Here is a 19,059-nt window from a genome sequence, read left to right as displayed (position 1 = left end):
GTAAATTCAAAAAATCAAAATAAAAAATGGCAGATTTAAAACAACTTGCTGAACAGTTGGTAAACTTAACAGTAAAAGAGGTTAAAGAACTAGCTGATATCTTAAAAGACGAATATGGTATCGAGCCTGCTGCTGCAGCTGTTGCAGTTGCTGGACCTGCTGCTGGTGGTGAAGCTGCTGCGGCTGAAGAGAAAACATCTTTTGATGTGATCTTGAAAGAAGCTGGCGGTCAGAAATTGGCGGTCGTTAAATTGGTAAAAGATCTAGCAGGTCTAGGTTTGAAAGAAGCAAAAGATCTAGTTGACGGAGCACCTAAAGAATTGAAAGTTGGTGTTTCTAAAGACGAAGCTGAAGCTTTGAAAAAACAATTAGAAGAAGCTGGAGCTGTTGTTGAGATTAAATAAGTTCTCATAACACCCTTTAGGATTAGACTCTGATAGATATTCATCAGAGTCTATTCCTGTTTTATCGTATAGTATTTAGAACACACGCCTGCTGTCGTGTCGTTTACATCATTTTTAACAGCAACATTGAGCTCAGTTTTATTAAAACTAAAATCTTATTCCCTTGGCAAACACTAATATTCAAAACGAAAGAATCAATTTTGCTACCAGTAAGAAGGTTATCGATTATCCGGATTTCCTGGACGTGCAATTGGAGTCTTTCAGGGAGTTTTTTCAATTAGAAACTACTTCTGATAATCGCCATCAGGAAGGGTTGTACAAGGTTTTCGCAGAAAACTTCCCTATTTCTGATTCAAGAAACATTTTTGTGCTAGAGTTTTTGGATTATTTCATTGATCCGCCGCGTTATGATATCCAGGAGTGTATAGAGCGTGGTTTGACTTATAGTGTTCCTCTAAAAGCAAAATTGAAGTTGTCTTGTAATGATGAAGAACACGAGGATTTCGAAACCATTGTACAAGATGTATACTTGGGAACAATTCCTTACATGACACCCAAAGGTACCTTTGTCATCAACGGTGCTGAGCGTGTTATCGTTTCCCAGTTACACCGTTCCCCGGGTGTTTTCTTCGGTCAGAGCAGACACACGAATGGTACTAAACTTTATTCTGCCAGGGTCATTCCTTTTAAAGGATCTTGGATCGAGTTCGCCACAGACGTCAACAACGTCATGTACGCGTACATCGACCGTAAAAAGAAGTTCCCTGTAACGACTTTATTGCGTGCTATCGGCTTTGACTCGGATAAGGATATCCTTGAGTTGTTCGATCTGGCAGACGAAGTAAAAGTCAGCAAAACAGGATTGAAGAAGTACGTTGGCCGCCGTCTTGCAGCCAGGGTATTGAACAAATGGACGGAAGATTTCGTTGACGAAGATACCGGAGAAGTGGTATCGATCGACCGTAACGAGATCATCCTTGAACGTGAAACAGTCTTAGAAGAAGATCACATTGATTTGATCCTTGATGCCGGCGTGAAATCGATCATTTTGGCAAAAGATGATGACTCAAACAATGCGGACTATTCTATTATATATAATACATTACAAAAAGATACGTCCAACTCCGAGAAGGAAGCGGTAGAACATATCTATCGTCAGTTGCGTAACGCTGAACCACCAGATGAAGAAACCGCGCGCGGTATCATCGACCGTTTGTTCTTCTCAGACAAACGTTATGATCTAGGTGATGTAGGCCGTTACCGTATCAACCGCAAATTGCAGCTGGATACTCCTGCGGAGACCAAAGTATTGACTCGTCAAGATATCATCGCTATCGTGAAGTACTTGATCAACCTGATCAACTCGAAAGCGGAAGTGGATGATATTGACCACTTGTCAAACCGTCGTGTACGTACCGTCGGTGAGCAGCTATACGCACAGTTTGGTGTAGGTCTTGCCCGTATGGCACGTACTATCCGCGAGCGGATGAACATTCGGGACAACGAGGTGTTTACACCGACCGATCTGATCAATGCACGTACATTATCGTCGGTGATCAATTCGTTCTTCGGAACAAACCAGTTGTCTCAATTCATGGATCAAACGAATCCATTAGCCGAGATTACCCACAAAAGACGTCTATCAGCTTTAGGGCCAGGCGGACTTTCACGTGAGCGTGCAGGTTTCGAGGTACGTGACGTGCATTATACGCATTACGGTCGTCTGTGTACCATTGAAACGCCAGAAGGACCGAATATCGGTTTGATTTCGTCGTTGTCTGTTCATGCAAAGATCAACAACCTTGGATTTATCGAAACCCCATACCGTAAGATTGAAAACGGTAAAGTGGTAGTCGACGAACCAGTTGTATACCTTTCTGCAGAAGATGAAGATGGTAAGACCATTGCACAGGCCAATGCGATCTATGACGATAAAGGAAATTTTGAAGATCCGAAAGTTAAGGCACGTTATGAGGGTGACTTCCCGATTATCGAACCCGAGCGCTTGGATTATATGGACGTTGCGCCAAACCAGATTACCTCGATTGCAGCTTCATTAATTCCTTTCTTGGAACACAATGATGCCAACCGGGCATTGATGGGATCGAACATGCAACGTCAGGCCGTTCCATTGTTGCGTCCGCAGGCGCCAGTCGTCGGAACAGGTCTGGAAGGACGTGTTGCTTCTGACTCCCGTACCTTGATTAACGCTGAAGGCGAAGGGGTCGTGGAATATGTTGATGCAGAAGAAATCAAAATACGTTACGACAGAGATGACAACGACCGTTTGGTGTCTTTTGATGATGATGTGAAGACCTATAGGTTGATCAAATTTAAAAAGACCAACCAAAATACATGTATCAACCTGAAGCCTATTGTGCGTAAGGGTCAGCGTGTAACCAAAGGACAGGTACTGTGTGAAGGTTACGCGACAGAGAACGGTGAATTGGCATTGGGACGCAACCTGAAAGTGGCCTTCATGCCATGGCAAGGGTACAACTTCGAGGATGCGATTGTAATTTCCGAGCGTGTCGTCTCCCAAGATATATTCACTTCCTTGCATATTGAAGAGTTTGAGCTGGAGGTACGTGATACCAAGCGCGGTGAAGAAGAATTGACAGCAGATATCCCGAACGTATCCGAAGAAGCGACCAAAGATCTGGATGAAAATGGTATCATCCGTGTCGGTGCTGAAGTCGGCGAAGGCGATATCCTGATCGGTAAGATCACGCCAAAAGGCGAGTCGGATCCTTCACCGGAAGAGAAGCTCCTGCGTGCGATCTTCGGTGATAAAGCTGGAGACGTGAAGGACGCTTCCTTGAAGACACCGCCTTCGATCAAAGGTGTGGTCATCGACACGAAGTTGTTCTCCCGTGCGAAGAAAATGTCGAAAGAAGTTGAGCGTAAAGCTTTAGAGAAATTAGAAACGACACACGAGAAAAATACCCGCGTATTAAAAGATCGCTTGATTGAAAAGTTATTTACCATTGTAAACGGTAAGACCAGTCAAGGTATCTATAATGTCTATAAAGAGCTGTTGGTTGCCAAAGGCGTCAAGTTCACCCAAAAAGTATTGAGTGAAATCGATTATGCCAATGTAAGCCCGACAGGTTGGACGACCGACGAGGATAAGAATGAGATGATCAAGTACACCCTCCACAACTACAACATCAAGTTGAACGAGGAGTTGGGTGTATTCAAACGCGAGAAGTTCGCGGTATCAGTAGGGGATGAACTTCCTTCAGGTATTGTACAGATGGCGAAAGTTTATGTGGCAAAGAAACGTAAGCTGAAAGTCGGTGACAAGATGGCGGGTCGTCACGGAAACAAGGGTATCGTAGCCCGTATTGTACGTGATGAAGATATGCCATTCCTGGAAGACGGTACACCTGTAGATATCGTGTTGAATCCATTGGGGGTACCTTCACGGATGAACTTGGGTCAGATCTACGAAACAGTGTTAGGTTGGGCCGGTCAAAAACTGGGTATGAAGTTCGCGACACCGATCTTCGACGGAGCCGAAATGGATCAGGTTGAAGAATGGGTAGAGAAAGCCGGACTTCCACGTTCAGGACGTACCTACTTGTACAACGGATTGACGGGAGACCGCTTTGATCAACCGACAACAGTAGGGGTGATCTACATGCTGAAATTAGGTCACATGGTAGACGACAAGATGCACGCCCGTTCTATCGGACCGTACTCGTTGATTACACAACAGCCATTGGGTGGTAAAGCCCAGTTCGGTGGTCAGCGTTTCGGTGAGATGGAGGTGTGGGCACTCGAAGCATTCGGTGCATCGAACATCCTACAGGAAATATTGACTGTGAAATCCGATGACGTTGTTGGTCGTGCGAAAACTTACGAAGCTATCGTTAAGGGCAACAACCTTCCGACACCATCCGTACCTGAATCATTTAATGTATTGGTACATGAGTTACGTGGTTTAGGATTAGATATCACATTAGATTAATTAGGTAAAAGAGCTTTAACTTTTTATAAGTATGTCTTACAAAAAAGATAATAAAATCAAAAGTAACTTCACATCGATTACGATCAGCCTGGCCTCTCCGGAAACCATTCTGGAGCGTTCCAGTGGTGAGGTTACGAAACCAGAGACAATCAACTATCGTACTTATAAACCAGAACGGGATGGCTTATTCTGTGAGCGTATTTTCGGTCCGGTAAAGGATTATGAGTGTCACTGTGGTAAATATAAGCGTATCCGTTATAAGGGTATCGTGTGTGACCGTTGTGGTGTTGAGGTAACGGAAAAGAAAGTGCGCCGTGAACGTATGGGGCACATCTCTTTGGTCGTTCCTGTAGCCCATATCTGGTACTTCCGCTCACTTCCTAACAAGATCGGTTACTTGTTGGGGCTTCCCACCAAGCGGTTGGATATGATTATCTACTATGAAAGATATGTCGTTATCCAAGCCGGTATTAAAGAAGAAGACGGTATATCCTACATGGATTTCTTGACGGAAGAAGAATATCTGGACATTCTGGATACCCTACCGAAAGAAAACCAATATCTGGACGACACCGATCCACAGAAATTCATCGCGAAGATGGGTGCGGAGGCGCTTGAAGAATTATTGAAGCGTCTTGATCTGGATCAATTGTCGTACGACCTACGTCACCAAGCGGCAAACGAAACGTCGCAGCAACGTAAGAACGAAGCCTTGAAGCGCCTTCACGTTGTGGAAGCGTTCCGTGGTGCAAACACACGCATCGAAAACCGTCCGGAATGGATGATTGTGAAGATCGTTCCGATTATTCCACCGGAATTACGTCCGTTGGTGCCTTTGGATGGCGGTCGTTTTGCGACCTCGGATCTGAACGACCTTTACCGTCGTGTCATCATCCGTAACAACCGTTTGAAACGTTTGATCGAGATCAAAGCCCCTGAAGTCATTTTACGTAACGAAAAACGTATGCTTCAAGAAGCCGTAGACTCGTTATTTGACAACTCACGTAAGGTGAATGCTGTGAAAACAGAAGGTAACCGTGCGTTGAAGTCTTTGTCCGATATTTTGAAAGGTAAACAAGGACGTTTCCGTCAAAACTTATTGGGTAAGCGTGTGGATTACTCCGCACGTTCGGTTATCGTCGTAGGGCCAAACTTGAAATTGCACGAGTGTGGACTTCCTAAAGATATGGCTGCCGAGCTTTACAAACCGTTTATCATCCGTAAGATGATCGAAAGAGGTATCGTAAAGACGGTTAAATCCGCTAAAAAAATTGTGGACCGTAAGGATCCGGTTGTATGGGATATCCTGGAAAATGTATTGAAAGGACACCCTGTATTGCTTAACCGTGCACCTACGCTTCACCGTTTGGGTATACAGGCTTTCCAGCCGACCTTAGTCGAAGGTAAAGCGATACAGTTGCACCCCTTGGTGTGTACTGCATTCAACGCCGACTTTGACGGTGACCAGATGGCCGTGCACTTACCATTAGGTAATGCCGCAATTCTGGAAGCCCAGATCTTGATGTTGGCTGCGCATAACATCCTTAACCCGGCCAATGGTTCGCCGGTGACGGTACCTTCACAGGACATGGTCTTGGGTCTTTACTACATTACTAAAGGCCGTAAGTCTGATGAAAACCGCAAGATGAGAGGGGAAGGCAGTGCCTTCTACTCTTCCGAAGAGGTTATTATCGCTCTGAATGAAGGTCAGGTTGATCTTCACTCCTGGATTAAAGTCAGGGCGAATGTGCGCAATAAAGATGGACAATTTAGCGAGCAGATCATCGAGACCACTGTAGGTCGTGTTATCTTCAATCAGGTTGTTCCGGAAGAAGTTGGTTTCATTAACGAAATTCTAACCAAGAAATCCTTACGGAATGTCATTGGTGAGATTGTGAAGAATACCGGTATGGCACGTGCAGCCAAGTTCTTGGACGACATGAAAGATCTTGGTTTCCAAACCGCTTTCAAAGGTGGTTTGTCATTCAACTTGCAAGATTTGAATATTCCAGCGGCAAAAGCTGATCTAATTGAACAAGCTACCGGCGAAGTTGAAGAAGTAATGAACAACTATAACATGGGTTTCATTACCAACAACGAGCGTTACAATCAGATTATCGATATCTGGACACGTATCAACAACAGGTTGACAGCATACGTGATGGATATTCTTTCCAACGACAACCAAGGCTTCAACTCCGTCTACATGATGTTGGATTCTGGAGCTCGGGGTTCGAAAGAGCAGATCCGTCAGCTGTGCGGTATGCGGGGTCTGATGGCGAAACCACAGAAGTCAGGTACTTCCGGTGGTGAGATTATCGAAAACCCGATCTTATCGAACTTCAAAGAAGGTCTGTCCGTATTGGAATACTTTATCTCCACACACGGTGCCCGTAAAGGTTTGGCCGATACCGCATTGAAGACAGCCGATGCGGGTTACTTGACCCGTCGTCTGCACGATGTGGCACAAGATATGATCGTCATCGAACAAGACTGTGCAACCTTACGCGGTATCTATACTACAGCATTAAAAGACAACGACGATATCGTCGAGCCATTGTTCGATCGTATCTTAGGACGTACACCGTTGAACGATGTTTATCATCCGGAAACGAACGAGCTGATTGTCGCTGCTAATGAGGATATTACCGAAGAAGTAGCTGACGCTATTGAAGCCGCTGGTATCGAAGGTATAGAAATCCGCTCCGTATTGACCTGTGAGGCCAAGCGTGGCGTATGTGCAACCTGTTACGGACGCAACCTGGCTTCCGGCAAACGCGTTCAGTTGGGTGAGGCTGTAGGTGTTATTGCCGCACAGTCTATCGGTGAACCGGGAACACAGTTGACACTCCGTACCTTCCACGTCGGTGGTACGGCGTCCAACATTGCAGCGGAGTCGACCGTTATTGCCAAATACGAAGGTACAGTCGAATTTGAAAACGTTCGTACCGTAGAAAAAGAAGGCGATGATGGTACGTACCATGTTGTATTGGGGCGTTCAGGTGAAATCAAGATTGTCAACGCCGATCGGAAAGTCGTTTATCAGCAAGTTATCCCTTACGGTTCGAAACTTTACGTCAAAGAAGGCGACAAAGTAGAGAAAGATCAGAAGCTTGTCGATTGGGATCCTTATAACGCGGTTATTATCTCCGAGTTTGCAGGTAAGGTCGAGTTTGACGCCGTTATTGAAGGTGTTACTTTCCGTGAAGAGTCCGACGAACAAACCGGACACAAAGAGAAAGTCATTATCGAAACCCGCGATAAAACGAAGAACCCTACGATCAAGATTGTCGATACAAAAGGCGGTGTTGTCCGCTCGTACAACATTCCGGTAGGCGCACACGTCTCGGTATCCGATGGACAAAAGGTGAAAGAAGGTACGATCTTGGTTAAGATTCCACGTTCTACCGGTAAGACACGCGATATTACAGGAGGTCTTCCTCGTGTGACCGAGCTCTTCGAAGCACGTAACCCATCTAACCCGGCTGTCGTGACCGAAATCGACGGCGTGGTATCCTTAGGTGGTGTGAAGCGTGGTAACCGTGAGATCTCTATCGAGTCGCGCGACGGACAAGTGAAGAAATATTTAGTACCTCTTTCGAAGCATATCCTGGTACAGGACAATGACTTCATCAAAGCGGGTATGCCTTTGTCGGACGGACAGATTGCCCCTGGTGATATCCTATCGATCAAAGGACCTGCTGCGGTACAAGAGTACATCGTCAACGGTATCCAAGAGGTTTACCGTCTGCAAGGTGTGAAAATCAACGATAAGCACTTCGAAACGATCGTTCACCAGATGATGCAGAAAGTAAACATCGAAGATCCGGGAGACACTCGTTTCTTAGAAAAAGAGGCGGTCAACAAATGGGATTTCGTCGAAGAGAATGATTCCCTGTACGACAAGAAAGTCGTTGTTGAGGCAGGCGATTCGAATACCTTACGTCCTGGTCAGATCGTTACGCTTCGCAGGTTGCGTGAAGAAAACTCTAATCTGAAACGTCAGGATATGAAGCTCGTCGAAGTGCGTGATGCTATTCCAGCGACTTCGAGCCCCTTATTGCAGGGTATTACCCGTGCATCGTTAGGTACGAAATCATTCATCTCTGCGGCTTCCTTCCAGGAAACCACGAAAGTATTGAATGAGGCAGCTATCGCTGGTAAACGTGATGACTTGTTAGGATTGAAAGAGAATGTCATTGTTGGACATTTAATTCCTTCCGGTACCGGTCTTCGCCAATACAGCAATATCATTGTCGGTTCTCGCGAAGAATACGATCAACTATTGGCTTCGAAAGAAGAAGATTAGTTTTAGTATTGCGATATGCGATATGCGCCTGCCTGCGGTAGGCAGGTATTGCGATGAGCAAATACCATAGAAAATCCCGTTCGAAAGAGCGGGATTTTTTTATATATGACTTTTCCTATTCAGGAATCTCAAATTTAAGTGAACGAGAAACCCCGTTGTTTGTTCTTTATTATACAGACGTATGGTGTATTATGCGTAGGATATAAAAAACAAGAGTTATCATGGGAAAATTAGATGGAAAAAGAATAGCCGCATTGACCGAAGATGGTTTCGAACAAATTGAGTTAATAAGTCCAAAAGAAGCATTAGAACAAGAAGGTGCACAGGTCGATATCGTTTCCCCAAAAGACGATACGGTACGTTCGAAGGTAGGCGATGACTGGAAAGACGAATATCCAGTAGATGTACCTTTAAACAATGCAAAGGTAGACGATTACGATGGATTGCTGATTCCGGGAGGGGTCGTCAATCCCGATAAGTTGCGGACCAATGAACGCGCACTTTCCTTTGTGCAGGCTTTTTTTGAAGCCGGCAAACCCGTTGCGGCAATCTGTCACGGACCGCAGGTGTTAATCAATGCCGAAGTCGTTGAAGGTCGTAAGCTTACTTCCGTCGGGGCGATCAAAATGGATTTGATCAATGCCAAAGCGATGTGGGAAGATAGCGAGGTCGTTACCGATCAGGGACTTGTCACCAGTCGTACACCAGAAGACTTACCTGCATTTAATAAAAAGATTATTGAAGAATATGCCGAAGGGATGCATCGCGGTCAGCATGCTTAGGATGGGTGTTCTTTTTTTGAATATTTATCAACAAAAAATAGATTACTTTATGAATAATTAAAAATAATCTACCAATCTGCATACAAAATTACTAAAGTATAATTTCATTTGCTTTTGATATTGAATTATGGCTATGTTTGGGCCGTAATCATTTCTAACAAATTATGACACAACAAGCAACTTTTGAGTCCGAAATCAAAAGTTACAAAACCAAACAAAATGACGCTGTGGAGCTCGTCAGAGTGGTCAGCGACCTGTGGTTTAACCAATCCATCGAACTCGTACTCTTCCGAAACCAGTTGATCGACCGTCGCGTCAGTTTTCTGCTAAATCTGCATCGGACTACCCAGGCCCTTACCGGTACGGCGCTGCGGGTGGAGGAAACATTGAAAGTCGCTCATGCGATTTCATCGCTCCATTTGTCTCCCTCTCGGATAGACATCGGTAAATTGGCTTTGAAAATCCGTGAGCAGGGTGTATCCGATAAGGACATCGCAGCCTTCGTGGGAGGAGAGCTATCTGGAGCAAAAAGCCATCAAAGCTTTGATCCCCGTGATGTCGTGTTGTACGGGTTTGGACGGATAGGCCGACTGTTGGCGCGCGAGCTGATCAGCAAGTCGGGTGCAGGCAGACAGCTTCGCCTCCGCGCGATCGTCACACGCGATAAAGTCGATGCCGCAACCTTAGAAAAACGAGCGGCATTGCTCCGTCAAGATTCCATCCACGGTGACTTTGAAGGCGAGGTCGATATCGATGTGGACAAAGGCGCGTTGCTTATCAATGGTGTGACGGTATACATTATTGCAGCAGGTACTCCCGAAGAAATCGATTATACGGCTTACGGTATACAGGATGCATTGGTCATCGATAATACCGGAGCCTTTCGCGATGAGCAGGCACTGTCAAGGCATCTCGTTGCAAAGGGTGCGCGCCAGGTATTGCTCACAGCACCCGGAAAAGGCGTGCCTAATATCGTCTATGGCGTCAATAACGAGCGTATCGATACTGAGAATACGGCAATATTTTCCGCGGCCTCTTGTACGACCAATGCCATTGCACCCGTATTAGCTATCGTACATACTGCTCTGGGTATCGAACAGGGTCATATCGAAACCATCCACGCTTATACCAATGATCAAAATCTGGTTGATAATATGCACAAGAAGTCCAGAAGAGGACGTGCGGCAGCACTCAATATGGTGATCACGGAGACAGGTGCGGGGAATGCCGTAGCCAAGGTATTGCCCACGCTAACCGGAAAACTAACTTCCAACGCCATCCGTGTACCGGTGCCTAATGGCTCGTTGGCGATACTGCATTTGCAATTGGACAAGGAGACAGATGTTGAAGATATCCGAGAAATCCTAAAAAAAGGTGCATTGGAAGGAAAGCTTGTCGAGCAGATCAAATACTCCGACAATGCCGAGCTTGTTTCCTCCGATATCATCGGTACGAGCGCCGCTGCGGTGGTGGATGTTCCGGCGACCATCGTCCGGCCCGACGGCAAGGGTATTGTGCTGTATGTATGGTACGACAATGAATACGGATACACCCATCAGGTCATGCGCCTGGCCCGTCATATTGCGGGGGTAAGGCGTTTTACTTATTACTGATAAAGGTCGATGTTTTGTATATTTGTACTGTAAGACTTAATAAAGCCTCTTTCAGTAATGAAACGTAATTAAGTAGGAGCTTAAAGAGGCTGTCTCAAAAGTGAGCTTTACCGTCATTTCGAACGACGTTAGGAGGAGAAATCTAAGGACATGAATGCGTTAATCAGTCAAAAACGCAGATTATCACGTCGCTAAGGCTCCTCATAATGACGCGTTTTTAGGCTTGCAGATCTTTTGAGACAGCATCTTTTTTTATTCACTTTATCCGCTTCTCGTCTTTAGAAACAAGGCTATTATCCGCTTCCATCTGTCGTATTTCTTAGCAGGAGTTAGAGCAGGAGAGCTTATACAGCCGCGTGCTAAAAATTTTTAATGACAAGGGAAACATTTCTATATAAGGGAGACAAGCTAAGGAAAAGCTTACTTTACTAGAGGGAATTTCGTATTTTAGTGTGATAAAATTAGTTATGCCTAATATATGGATCTAATGCCAGAAATTATTGCAGAGAAAAATGAGTTTGGAGAAGTTGTTCAGAATGACGAAATTTGGAAGAGGATATATACAGATTACTATGGTAAAGAACGACGTTAATATTTCCCAGTTGCCCTTTGCGGAGCGCGTGCAGATTGGTGTGCAAAGGGCTTTGCGGAAATTGGTAGAAGAGAGTGCGCTGAAGGGTGAAAGTTTAGTGGTAAAGATGGATGGAGAAGTAAAAGACGTACCTGCAAAAGACCTGTTGGCGAACCTCCCTAAAGCGAAATAATCTCTCTCTCCTGTTCGGTCATAATAGCCTTATGCATAGGGAAAGCATTAAAGCGAAAGTTAACCATACTTGTTAAAGTTATTATGAGCGCCGAAGGAAAAAAAGCAATAGATTATGCTGGTGAAACTAAACTTGGTGGTAAACAGACAGTCGAGTTTCTCTCCTCAATACTGCTTTTAGGAACAATTATCGGCTCATACCCCAATCTTTTATACGTATTTTTTATGTGGATATAGGTCTGTTGGGCCTCTTCCCAATCCTTAATAGCTGTTTTACCTGCACCCGGCCCCCCGGTGATGATAAATTATTCGATCTGGATATATCCTTATTTCTACAGGCTCTCTGGTTTGGTAGTCACGATGATACAAGGCGTTGGCTACCACTTCCTCCAATGCCTCGTAAGGATAGTTCCATATACGTACAGCTTCTGGTTGTCCCTTTACTTTTTGTACCTTCTCCTTCATTACTGAGGTGCGTAAATGAAGTAAGGCTTGTCGAGCAGATCAAATACTCTGACAATGCGGAGCTTGTTTCCTCCGATATCATGGGTACGAGCGCCGCTGCGGTGGTGGATGTTCCGGCGACCATCGTCCGGCCCGACGGCAAGGGTATCGTGCTGTATGTATGGTACGATAATGAATACGGATACACCCATCAGGTCATGCGCCTCGCCCGTCATATTGCGGGGGTAAGGCGTTTTACTTATTACTGATAAAGGTTTCTAAAACGTTCTTTCTTTAGGATTTGTTTGTATTTTTCAATCTCTCTTCGATAAAAAATGATGATAATAACTTATCTGCAGTAACAAACAGCTCAGCCTTCTTTCTTAGGTGTACCGCTGTAGCCAACTGTATACTATCCAATGTACGCAGGCCTTGTTTGCCATACTTGGCCACCAGTTTTACCGCACTATCGAGAATGGAGGCATCGATAGGTACAATATGATATTTTTTTAAATTCTTCTATCATCAGCTACCGTGTCACTCAATGACCCTTGGTAATCCTTCAATATCTCTCGACTTTTGGAAAAGGAGAAATCCGATAATGAGACTTGCTCTTTGGTTTGCTGTGAGCTTGTCTTACCCTTATGAAAGCGGATCAGTTTTAAGCCTTCGAGATTTTTCAATAGCTTGATCGCTTCGTCATTCAGAATATCTAATGTTACGGTTTTCATATAGGAACCTCCTTTACTTTTACTCCAAATTTACAAATTACTTCTCCAACTTCCTAACCTCCTCCCAATTCAGATAACTTCTACTCGCTGTCTATTTCATGTCGTACCAATCTCAATGAGTTGAAATATTTTCTTCTGAAAACTAAATGATATATTGCTTTTATTGAAACAATTATTATCTTAGTGTTAATTAATTTGATTTTCTAACTGCGATTAAGGAAGATATTGTCCAACGGCACATCTGTATTTCGGTCCGGCGTCGCTCTAAAAAAATGTTGAAATGAAAAACTATGAAGAAGAATTCCTTCAATTATTAAAAGGTATGCATGCGTTATTGACCGAGATCAATGACATGGTGTCGCAGGAGAAAGCACAGCGGCTGGAAAAGTTGCTCAACAAGAATGAGGTGATGGCCTACTTGAATATCAGCGATGCCACCTATCGGCGCTACGTCGACAAAGGTACCCTCAAACCAATGTGCTTGGGGGGCATTGATCTGTATTACATACCGGACCTTCACGAAGCACTGGAGATCAGCCGCCGTAAAGGCCGGTTCTAAGGATGTATTCGGCAGCATATTGACAACACATTGTGCAATGTTGCCAATATACATGAAGTCGCTGCATACACGCCAAACGCCACAACCTACACGTTGTGGCGTTTTCCGTATACGTTATTCCGTTTTGCCACTATGCCATGACGTTCTGCGTGATGTCCATGTTGCATCACGTATACGTGATGCAACACAACGTGTATGCCATGCAACGCAACGTGTGCGTGACGTGCTCTTGCATACACGCAAAACTGCGGGGACACTATATTTTCCTGCATTGCATACACGCAATGTCGTATCGCATACATGTCATATTGCATCGTATACATGCGAAACAGTTTTGCGTATACGTAGTGTCGTTTCGCCTATACGCAAAAGTGTTTTGTATGTTGTCAAAGTTGCACGGCATGTACGCGAAAAGCCCATTTTACATTCTTTTTTATGCCAAAATACCCGAAAGTGACGCCAGATCCGTTCAAATCTGCTCAAATCCGCTCACTTTTTTCAAAAGGGAAAAGGCCTATGTACGTTTGTATCGTTCGATCTCGCGAGGACAGAACGCTTGCCCTGGGCCGTTAGCCCAAGGCGTAACGTAAAACAAAATGGCAAAAAAAACAAAAGCGCTCATCAGCTTTGCACGAATGAAAGACGATGAGCTCGTGGTCGCCGCCAACACGATTATCGGCGCCATGACGGACAACACAAATTACACCACCCCTGTACCTGCCTTGGCAGATATACAGGCCCTGTTGGACGATTTCTCCAACAAGTTGGCTATCTCCCGTAAACCCGGATCGCCGGAAGATACGGCGATCAAGGACGAAAGCAAGCTCCCGTTGGCCGAAGCGCTGCGGCAGCTGGCCTACTACGTCAACACCATCGCCCAAGGCCATCTCTCTACCCTGCTGAGCTCCGGTTTCCCGGTCAGCAGTCCGGACAGTCCTACGCTACTGCCCGTAGCCGTAGAGCATGTACGCATGAGTGATGGACCGCAGTCGGGTCAGGCCCGGTTCGATTTCGCCAGTCAGCGTGGCATACGCATGTACGAGTACCAGTACCGCAAAGTGACGGCCCCCGAATCCGAATGGAGCGATCGGTTGCGGACCACATCCAGCCGAAGGAACATCCTCGCCCCGTTGGAGGTGGCACAACGCTACGAAGTACGCGTCCGCGCCATCAACACGGCAGGCGCAGGTGAGTGGAGTCAACCCGTAAGTATGCTTGTGCGATGAAAGCGAAACACATCCTGGTCCTCCAACGGCATTATGGAGCACAGGGCACCAATGGGATCCTTACTTACGGCGGCAAACACATTTGCCGTACCATCGAGCTGCCGTGGCGCAACAATATCCCGCGGCTAAGCTGCATCCCCGACGGGCGCTATAAACTGGAAAAGCGCAAGTATACCAAGCACGGTGAGCAGATCGGCATTCCGGCTGTGCTGGGCCGTGAAGCTATCCTTATCCATGCAGCCAACGATGCCTTACGGCAGCTGGCCGGCTGCATCGCACCCGTCACGACATGGATTGGTGAAGGCCGCGGTGCCAACAGCCGACAGGCCCTCGAAAAGCTGAAAGCTTTGGTCTACAGCCTTTGGGACATGGACAGCGAGGTGTACCTGCAGATCAAGCCCGCCAGTGGTCAAATTGTTAAAATGTATAATATCAGTGATCGGCAGGCGCCGATCGCCAAACAAAATGTGTAAAATCATGAAAAAAATCCTAAAAATAGCGAGCAGAGCCGTACAGGTGGTACTGGCCGCTCCATTAAAACTGCCTGCAAAAGTCGTGCAGGTCATGAACTATATCGGTATAGCCTTGGGTATACTCGATCAGCTTGTGGAAAAGGAAGAACCCCGCGATGTCCTCATGGACACCGTGGGGGAAACCCCAATAGATGTCGAGCAGTAGTATGCGGTTATGGAATGAATGCAGAACGGGTACCCTTGGTGGTACCCTCTGCTCGATATGGGTGAGTTTTGATATGGGTGATATGTTGCACACCGCACTTATGGCTGCGGTGGGAACCCTTGTCAGTGTGGCGGTAAGTCGGTTGCTGGCATTGAAAGGGAAGGATAGGGACGATGATCCTCCCTAAGGGGGGAAGGTTTCTTACCTTAGCTCACCATTCTTAGCTATAAAACTCTGTACAAACTCCTTTCTCTCCTCAATACTGCCTTTAGGAACAATTATCGGCTCATACCCCAGTCTTTTATACATATTTCTCATGTGGATATAGGTCTGTTGAGCCTCTTCCCAATCCTGTTTCCGCTCGCTGTCTGTTTCATAGATTTCTTTCCAGGGTGGTAGGATGAAAACATGCGTATTATAGGGGCAGCTTTGTATCTGCTCCACCACGTCATTTGAAAGCCTATAGCCAATCATTTCCGCATAACAGACAGCGTCCGGAATACCTCGGTCAAAAAAGCATATCTCATGCGAGCAGCTGTCTATTATTCTGTTGTAGTCCAGTATAGAAGCCGCTATCATTTTATCGGTGTAGAGCCGTTTGTTTTTCCAGGGAAGGGCATCTCCGTCCGTTTCCATTTGCTCACGGATAATGGTTCTTGCTGCTTCCGGAACGATCCGAAAACCATCCGAAGATAAGGCATTCAGTAAAGCTGTTTTACCTACGCCCGGCCCCCCGGTGATGATGAACTGGTTGTTGATGTTCATAGCTAGCTAAAGTCAGTAAAATCGGTTCTTTTTAGGCGGCACGACAAATAAAGGACTTGGTTCAGTCTCCCTTACAAAAGTCGTATAGTCGCATCCATACTTGTAATTTGTACATCCAAACATTTGGGATAAACCAAATTTGTTTTTGATTTTTTTAATAAACTGCAATTCAGCTTCGCATCGTTCACAACATAAAGCCTCTTCCTGATCACCCCTGTGTTCGGCATAAATCTCACGCAGAAACTTGGACTGTCTGTTTTTGTTGGCCAAGAATACAAACTTCTCCTTCGCCCGCGTCAATGCAACATAGAATGCCCTGCGTTCCTCACCATTTGGATACCGGTCGTCGCCGCTGAGAAGCAGGCTGAGTATCCTGTCATCACTCAATTCCGCAGGAAAGCCATATTTGCCCGTCTCGCAATTAATCAATATCACAATGTCACTCTCCAATCCCTTAGCCCGGTGAACAGTCAAAAAATCAATTGTTTTTTCGAATTGCAGTTGATTATCTCTGATCGTGTTCCCCTCTCCATCTACCTCCTTATCATGGAGTACCGTTCTTACATATACACACGATTTTCTGCTATCTACCATGATCTGACTGTCATTTTTCAATTGCCGTATATCGTGATTATATCGACCCAATAGGGTGATCGACTTATCTGCCAAATCTTCCCCATACTCCATATAGAGCTGTTGCAGGATATCCAATACGTTTTGGTTTATTTCCTGTTCATCTTTTTTCCTGTATTCAAACATCACCTCCGTTTTGTTCGGCCTTCCCGCACGGAGCGTTTTTTCAGCCTGGTTAGGATTTTTGAGAATAAAGTTGGACGAAATCTGGATTAACGGCTCTGCAAACCGATAGGTCGTTTCTATTTTCTTAGTGACAGTATGCCCGAAATATTCTTCGAAATGCTTGAATAAAGTCAGATCACTACCCGAAAATCTATAGATCGATTGCCAGTCATCACCGACGGCAAACAACTTGCAATAGCTTTGCTTTTTTAAAGCATTCAGCAATTGATACCTATTGATAGAAATATCTTGGAACTCATCCACGATAATATATTTGTAAGGGTGAATATAGGTCCCTTCGTCGAGCTTATCTTTCGCCTGATTGATGAGATCATTGAAATCCAGCTTGTGTAGGTGTTTTAGCTGTGCTTCATACTGCTGATGAATCTTGCGGATCATGTCCAAGAGATTCACATTGCGCGCCATCATATTAGGCTCTAATAAGAACAACTTTCTATTGAGTGCTTCAAGCTCATCAAAGGACTTATTGTTTGACTTAAGTAAACCGATAAAGGTATTCACCAACTGTATCACCGCATCTATCTCTTTCGTGTACGCGTCCTGTAAGATGTCGTATATCTCTTCATTGGATTTGGGTGAAAGTTGTACACCGTGCTTTATCAGATTTTCAACAAGATGTTCCTCTACCGTCTTATTCTTGAATTCATAACTGTACGATTTAATCAGCGTTGTCTTGTATCGGCCGTGTACCTCATCCTTCCATTGCATGATATTCCGGTAATATTCCGAAGGGGAGAGACCATCACGTCCTTCAAAGAACGGAGGTGTATCACCATTTTCATCGATGCCGTAATGCTCCAGATAGAGCACGTTCTCCTGCGGGTTCGGACAGGATTTGATGCTATACTCATCGTAACCATTCAGGTAGATCGTGAAATCCGGTCTATAGCGCTTTTTGTTCTTATCGTAGTCTACGCTGGCATCGATCTCCTTATGGAATATATAAGGCGATTCGTAGCTGTATTCCACGCCGTTCAAGAACAAGAAATTCGCGATGTAACATTCCTCGCCGCTTTTCACAAACTCACTTCGAAGTGTTTTTCCGTTGTTGTGCTGATGCGCCTGCTTTTGGAATAACATGCCTTTTAGCGACTCAAACTCGCAATCCTTCAGATACTGGATATATTCTTTATAATTGCTGAACTCATTCTCGTGTTTAATCGGGCGCAAACCATTTAAGATGATATCATTGAAGGAGGCTAAATAAGCGGCATCGTTGATCAGCGATAAATGGGATTGTAAAATGATCTGCTCCGCCTCCTCCGGCAAGATCACATCCGGCGCCCGATCACTTCCCTTGATAATCTGATACGCCAGGGAATGGAATGTGCGGCAGGTTACACCGAGATACCCCAGTTTTTCCTTCAAGTCCTCCGCATTCTTTTTTGCAAATGAAAGAAGCAATATCTCCTTCGGACTGGCCAATCCATGATTTAATAAATAGCTGACCTTCCCTTGTACGGTCGTGGTCTTCCCACAGCCTGCTCCGGCAATTACCAAGGTATTATCATCATCGTGCAGTATCGCATCAATCTGCTGCTCATCCAATGGGTTGGAGAGGAGGGAGGCAAAATAGTTTTGACATCGGAGCTTTTCCGTTTGTATAAATGCCGTGTTGTGCTCTGTTCGTAAATCTGCGCTCTTTTCACTATAATTTAGTATTTCCAGATACCGATCATGCAGCTCGTTTTCCTCCTCATAATGCGGAGGAATATCTACCGTCGGAACTGTGGATTGGATCTCTGCGGTCTTGTTATGCAGATCCGTCCAAGAGCAATAACGGGTATTAAAGGGCAGAATCTGCTTAGCGATGTAATTGATCTGAGAAGCGTATTGTTCCAGATGGTTCTTGTATTGTTCTATCTGCTGTTGTAAAAGTAGGCGTTCGGCATCTTTGTATTGCTTGTTTCGTCGGTATCGATGTCGAAAGACAAAGAAGCCAATAAAAGCCAGTCCTATAGCTGCTATTATGTTGTAGAAGGCGGTCATTCTT

At 45.2% G+C, this 19,059-nt stretch carries 16 protein-coding genes; 12 read left to right on the top strand and 4 right to left on the bottom strand.

Annotation, left to right across the window (positions count from 1 at the left end; all coding sequences use genetic code 11):
- Positions 1–26 precede the first annotated feature (26 nt).
- The 7 genes from rplL (at position 27) to G5B30_RS01040 (ending at position 12,557) form a co-directional block, all read left to right on the top strand.
- Positions 27–404, top strand: a complete 378-nt coding sequence (rplL, locus tag G5B30_RS01070; protein ID WP_165318097.1) for a 50S ribosomal protein L7/L12 — start codon at positions 27–29, stop codon at positions 402–404.
- Between the two features lie 163 nt (positions 405–567).
- Complete coding sequence (gene rpoB, locus G5B30_RS01065) at positions 568–4,377, top strand: DNA-directed RNA polymerase subunit beta (RefSeq protein ID WP_165318096.1); 3,810 nt, start codon at positions 568–570, stop codon at positions 4,375–4,377.
- 31 nt (positions 4,378–4,408) lie between these two features.
- On the top strand, positions 4,409–8,686 hold the full coding sequence (gene rpoC, locus G5B30_RS01060) for a DNA-directed RNA polymerase subunit beta' (RefSeq protein ID WP_165318095.1): 4,278 nt from the start codon (positions 4,409–4,411) through the stop codon (positions 8,684–8,686).
- 221 nt (positions 8,687–8,907) lie between these two features.
- Positions 8,908–9,468: a type 1 glutamine amidotransferase domain-containing protein gene (locus G5B30_RS01055; RefSeq protein WP_165318094.1), complete on the top strand. Its 561-nt coding sequence runs from the start codon at positions 8,908–8,910 to the stop codon at positions 9,466–9,468.
- 164 nt (positions 9,469–9,632) lie between these two features.
- The gene (locus tag G5B30_RS01050; RefSeq protein ID WP_165318093.1) at positions 9,633–11,081 is read left to right on the top strand and encodes a glyceraldehyde-3-phosphate dehydrogenase; all 1,449 of its coding nucleotides are present in this window, start codon (positions 9,633–9,635) and stop codon (positions 11,079–11,081) included.
- A 512-nt stretch (positions 11,082–11,593) separates the two neighbouring features.
- A complete protein-coding gene (locus G5B30_RS01045; protein ID WP_165318092.1) occupies positions 11,594–11,845 on the top strand; it encodes a hypothetical protein in 252 nt (83 codons plus the stop codon).
- A gap of 391 nt (positions 11,846–12,236) precedes the next feature.
- On the top strand, positions 12,237–12,557 hold the full coding sequence (locus G5B30_RS01040) for a hypothetical protein (protein WP_240903060.1): 321 nt from the start codon (positions 12,237–12,239) through the stop codon (positions 12,555–12,557).
- A 25-nt stretch (positions 12,558–12,582) separates the two neighbouring features.
- Here G5B30_RS01040 and G5B30_RS17580 read toward each other — a convergent pair whose 3' ends face one another.
- Both G5B30_RS17580 and G5B30_RS01030 read right to left on the bottom strand, forming a co-directional pair.
- The gene (locus G5B30_RS17580; RefSeq protein WP_165318359.1) at positions 12,583–12,786 is read right to left on the bottom strand and encodes a PIN domain-containing protein; all 204 of its coding nucleotides are present in this window, start codon (positions 12,784–12,786) and stop codon (positions 12,583–12,585) included.
- Positions 12,787–12,797: 11 nt separating this feature from the next.
- Positions 12,798–13,019: a hypothetical protein gene (locus tag G5B30_RS01030; protein ID WP_165318091.1), complete on the bottom strand. Its 222-nt coding sequence runs from the start codon at positions 13,017–13,019 to the stop codon at positions 12,798–12,800.
- Positions 13,020–13,299: 280 nt separating this feature from the next.
- Between G5B30_RS01030 and G5B30_RS01025 the strand changes: the two genes are divergently transcribed.
- The 5 genes from G5B30_RS01025 to G5B30_RS01005 all read left to right on the top strand — a co-directional run bounded on the left by G5B30_RS01025 (position 13,300) and on the right by G5B30_RS01005 (position 15,669).
- Positions 13,300–13,578 (top strand): helix-turn-helix domain-containing protein, encoded by a 279-nt coding sequence (locus G5B30_RS01025; RefSeq protein WP_165318090.1) that lies wholly within the window; start codon positions 13,300–13,302, stop codon positions 13,576–13,578.
- Positions 13,579–14,174: 596 nt separating this feature from the next.
- A complete protein-coding gene (locus G5B30_RS01020; RefSeq protein ID WP_165318089.1) occupies positions 14,175–14,804 on the top strand; it encodes a fibronectin type III domain-containing protein in 630 nt (209 codons plus the stop codon).
- Positions 14,801–15,277, top strand: a complete 477-nt coding sequence (locus tag G5B30_RS01015; protein WP_206366970.1) for a DUF5675 family protein — start codon at positions 14,801–14,803, stop codon at positions 15,275–15,277. Before G5B30_RS01020 ends, G5B30_RS01015 begins: the two co-directional genes overlap by 4 nt.
- A gap of 4 nt (positions 15,278–15,281) precedes the next feature.
- Entirely contained in the window at positions 15,282–15,482 is a 201-nt protein-coding gene (locus G5B30_RS01010) for a hypothetical protein (RefSeq protein ID WP_165318088.1), read from the top strand.
- Positions 15,469–15,669, top strand: coding sequence for a hypothetical protein (locus tag G5B30_RS01005; protein WP_165318087.1), 201 nt, complete (start codon positions 15,469–15,471; stop codon positions 15,667–15,669). The genes G5B30_RS01010 and G5B30_RS01005 overlap by 14 nt, the downstream gene beginning before the upstream one ends.
- Positions 15,670–15,683: 14 nt before the next feature.
- Here G5B30_RS01005 and G5B30_RS01000 read toward each other — a convergent pair whose 3' ends face one another.
- Positions 15,684–16,247, bottom strand: a complete 564-nt coding sequence (locus G5B30_RS01000; protein WP_206366969.1) for an AAA family ATPase — start codon at positions 16,245–16,247, stop codon at positions 15,684–15,686.
- A 12-nt stretch (positions 16,248–16,259) separates the two neighbouring features.
- The gene (locus tag G5B30_RS00995) at positions 16,260–19,055 is read right to left on the bottom strand and encodes a UvrD-helicase domain-containing protein (protein WP_165318086.1); all 2,796 of its coding nucleotides are present in this window, start codon (positions 19,053–19,055) and stop codon (positions 16,260–16,262) included.
- Between the last annotated feature and the right edge of the window lie 4 nt (positions 19,056–19,059).

It is taken from the genome of Sphingobacterium sp. SGG-5, from assembly GCF_011043525.1.
In the GTDB taxonomy this organism is placed as follows: Bacteria; Bacteroidota; Bacteroidia; order Sphingobacteriales; family Sphingobacteriaceae; genus Sphingobacterium.
Note: the sequence above shows the minus strand (reverse complement) of the source record. Positions and strands in the feature narration are given on the sequence as shown.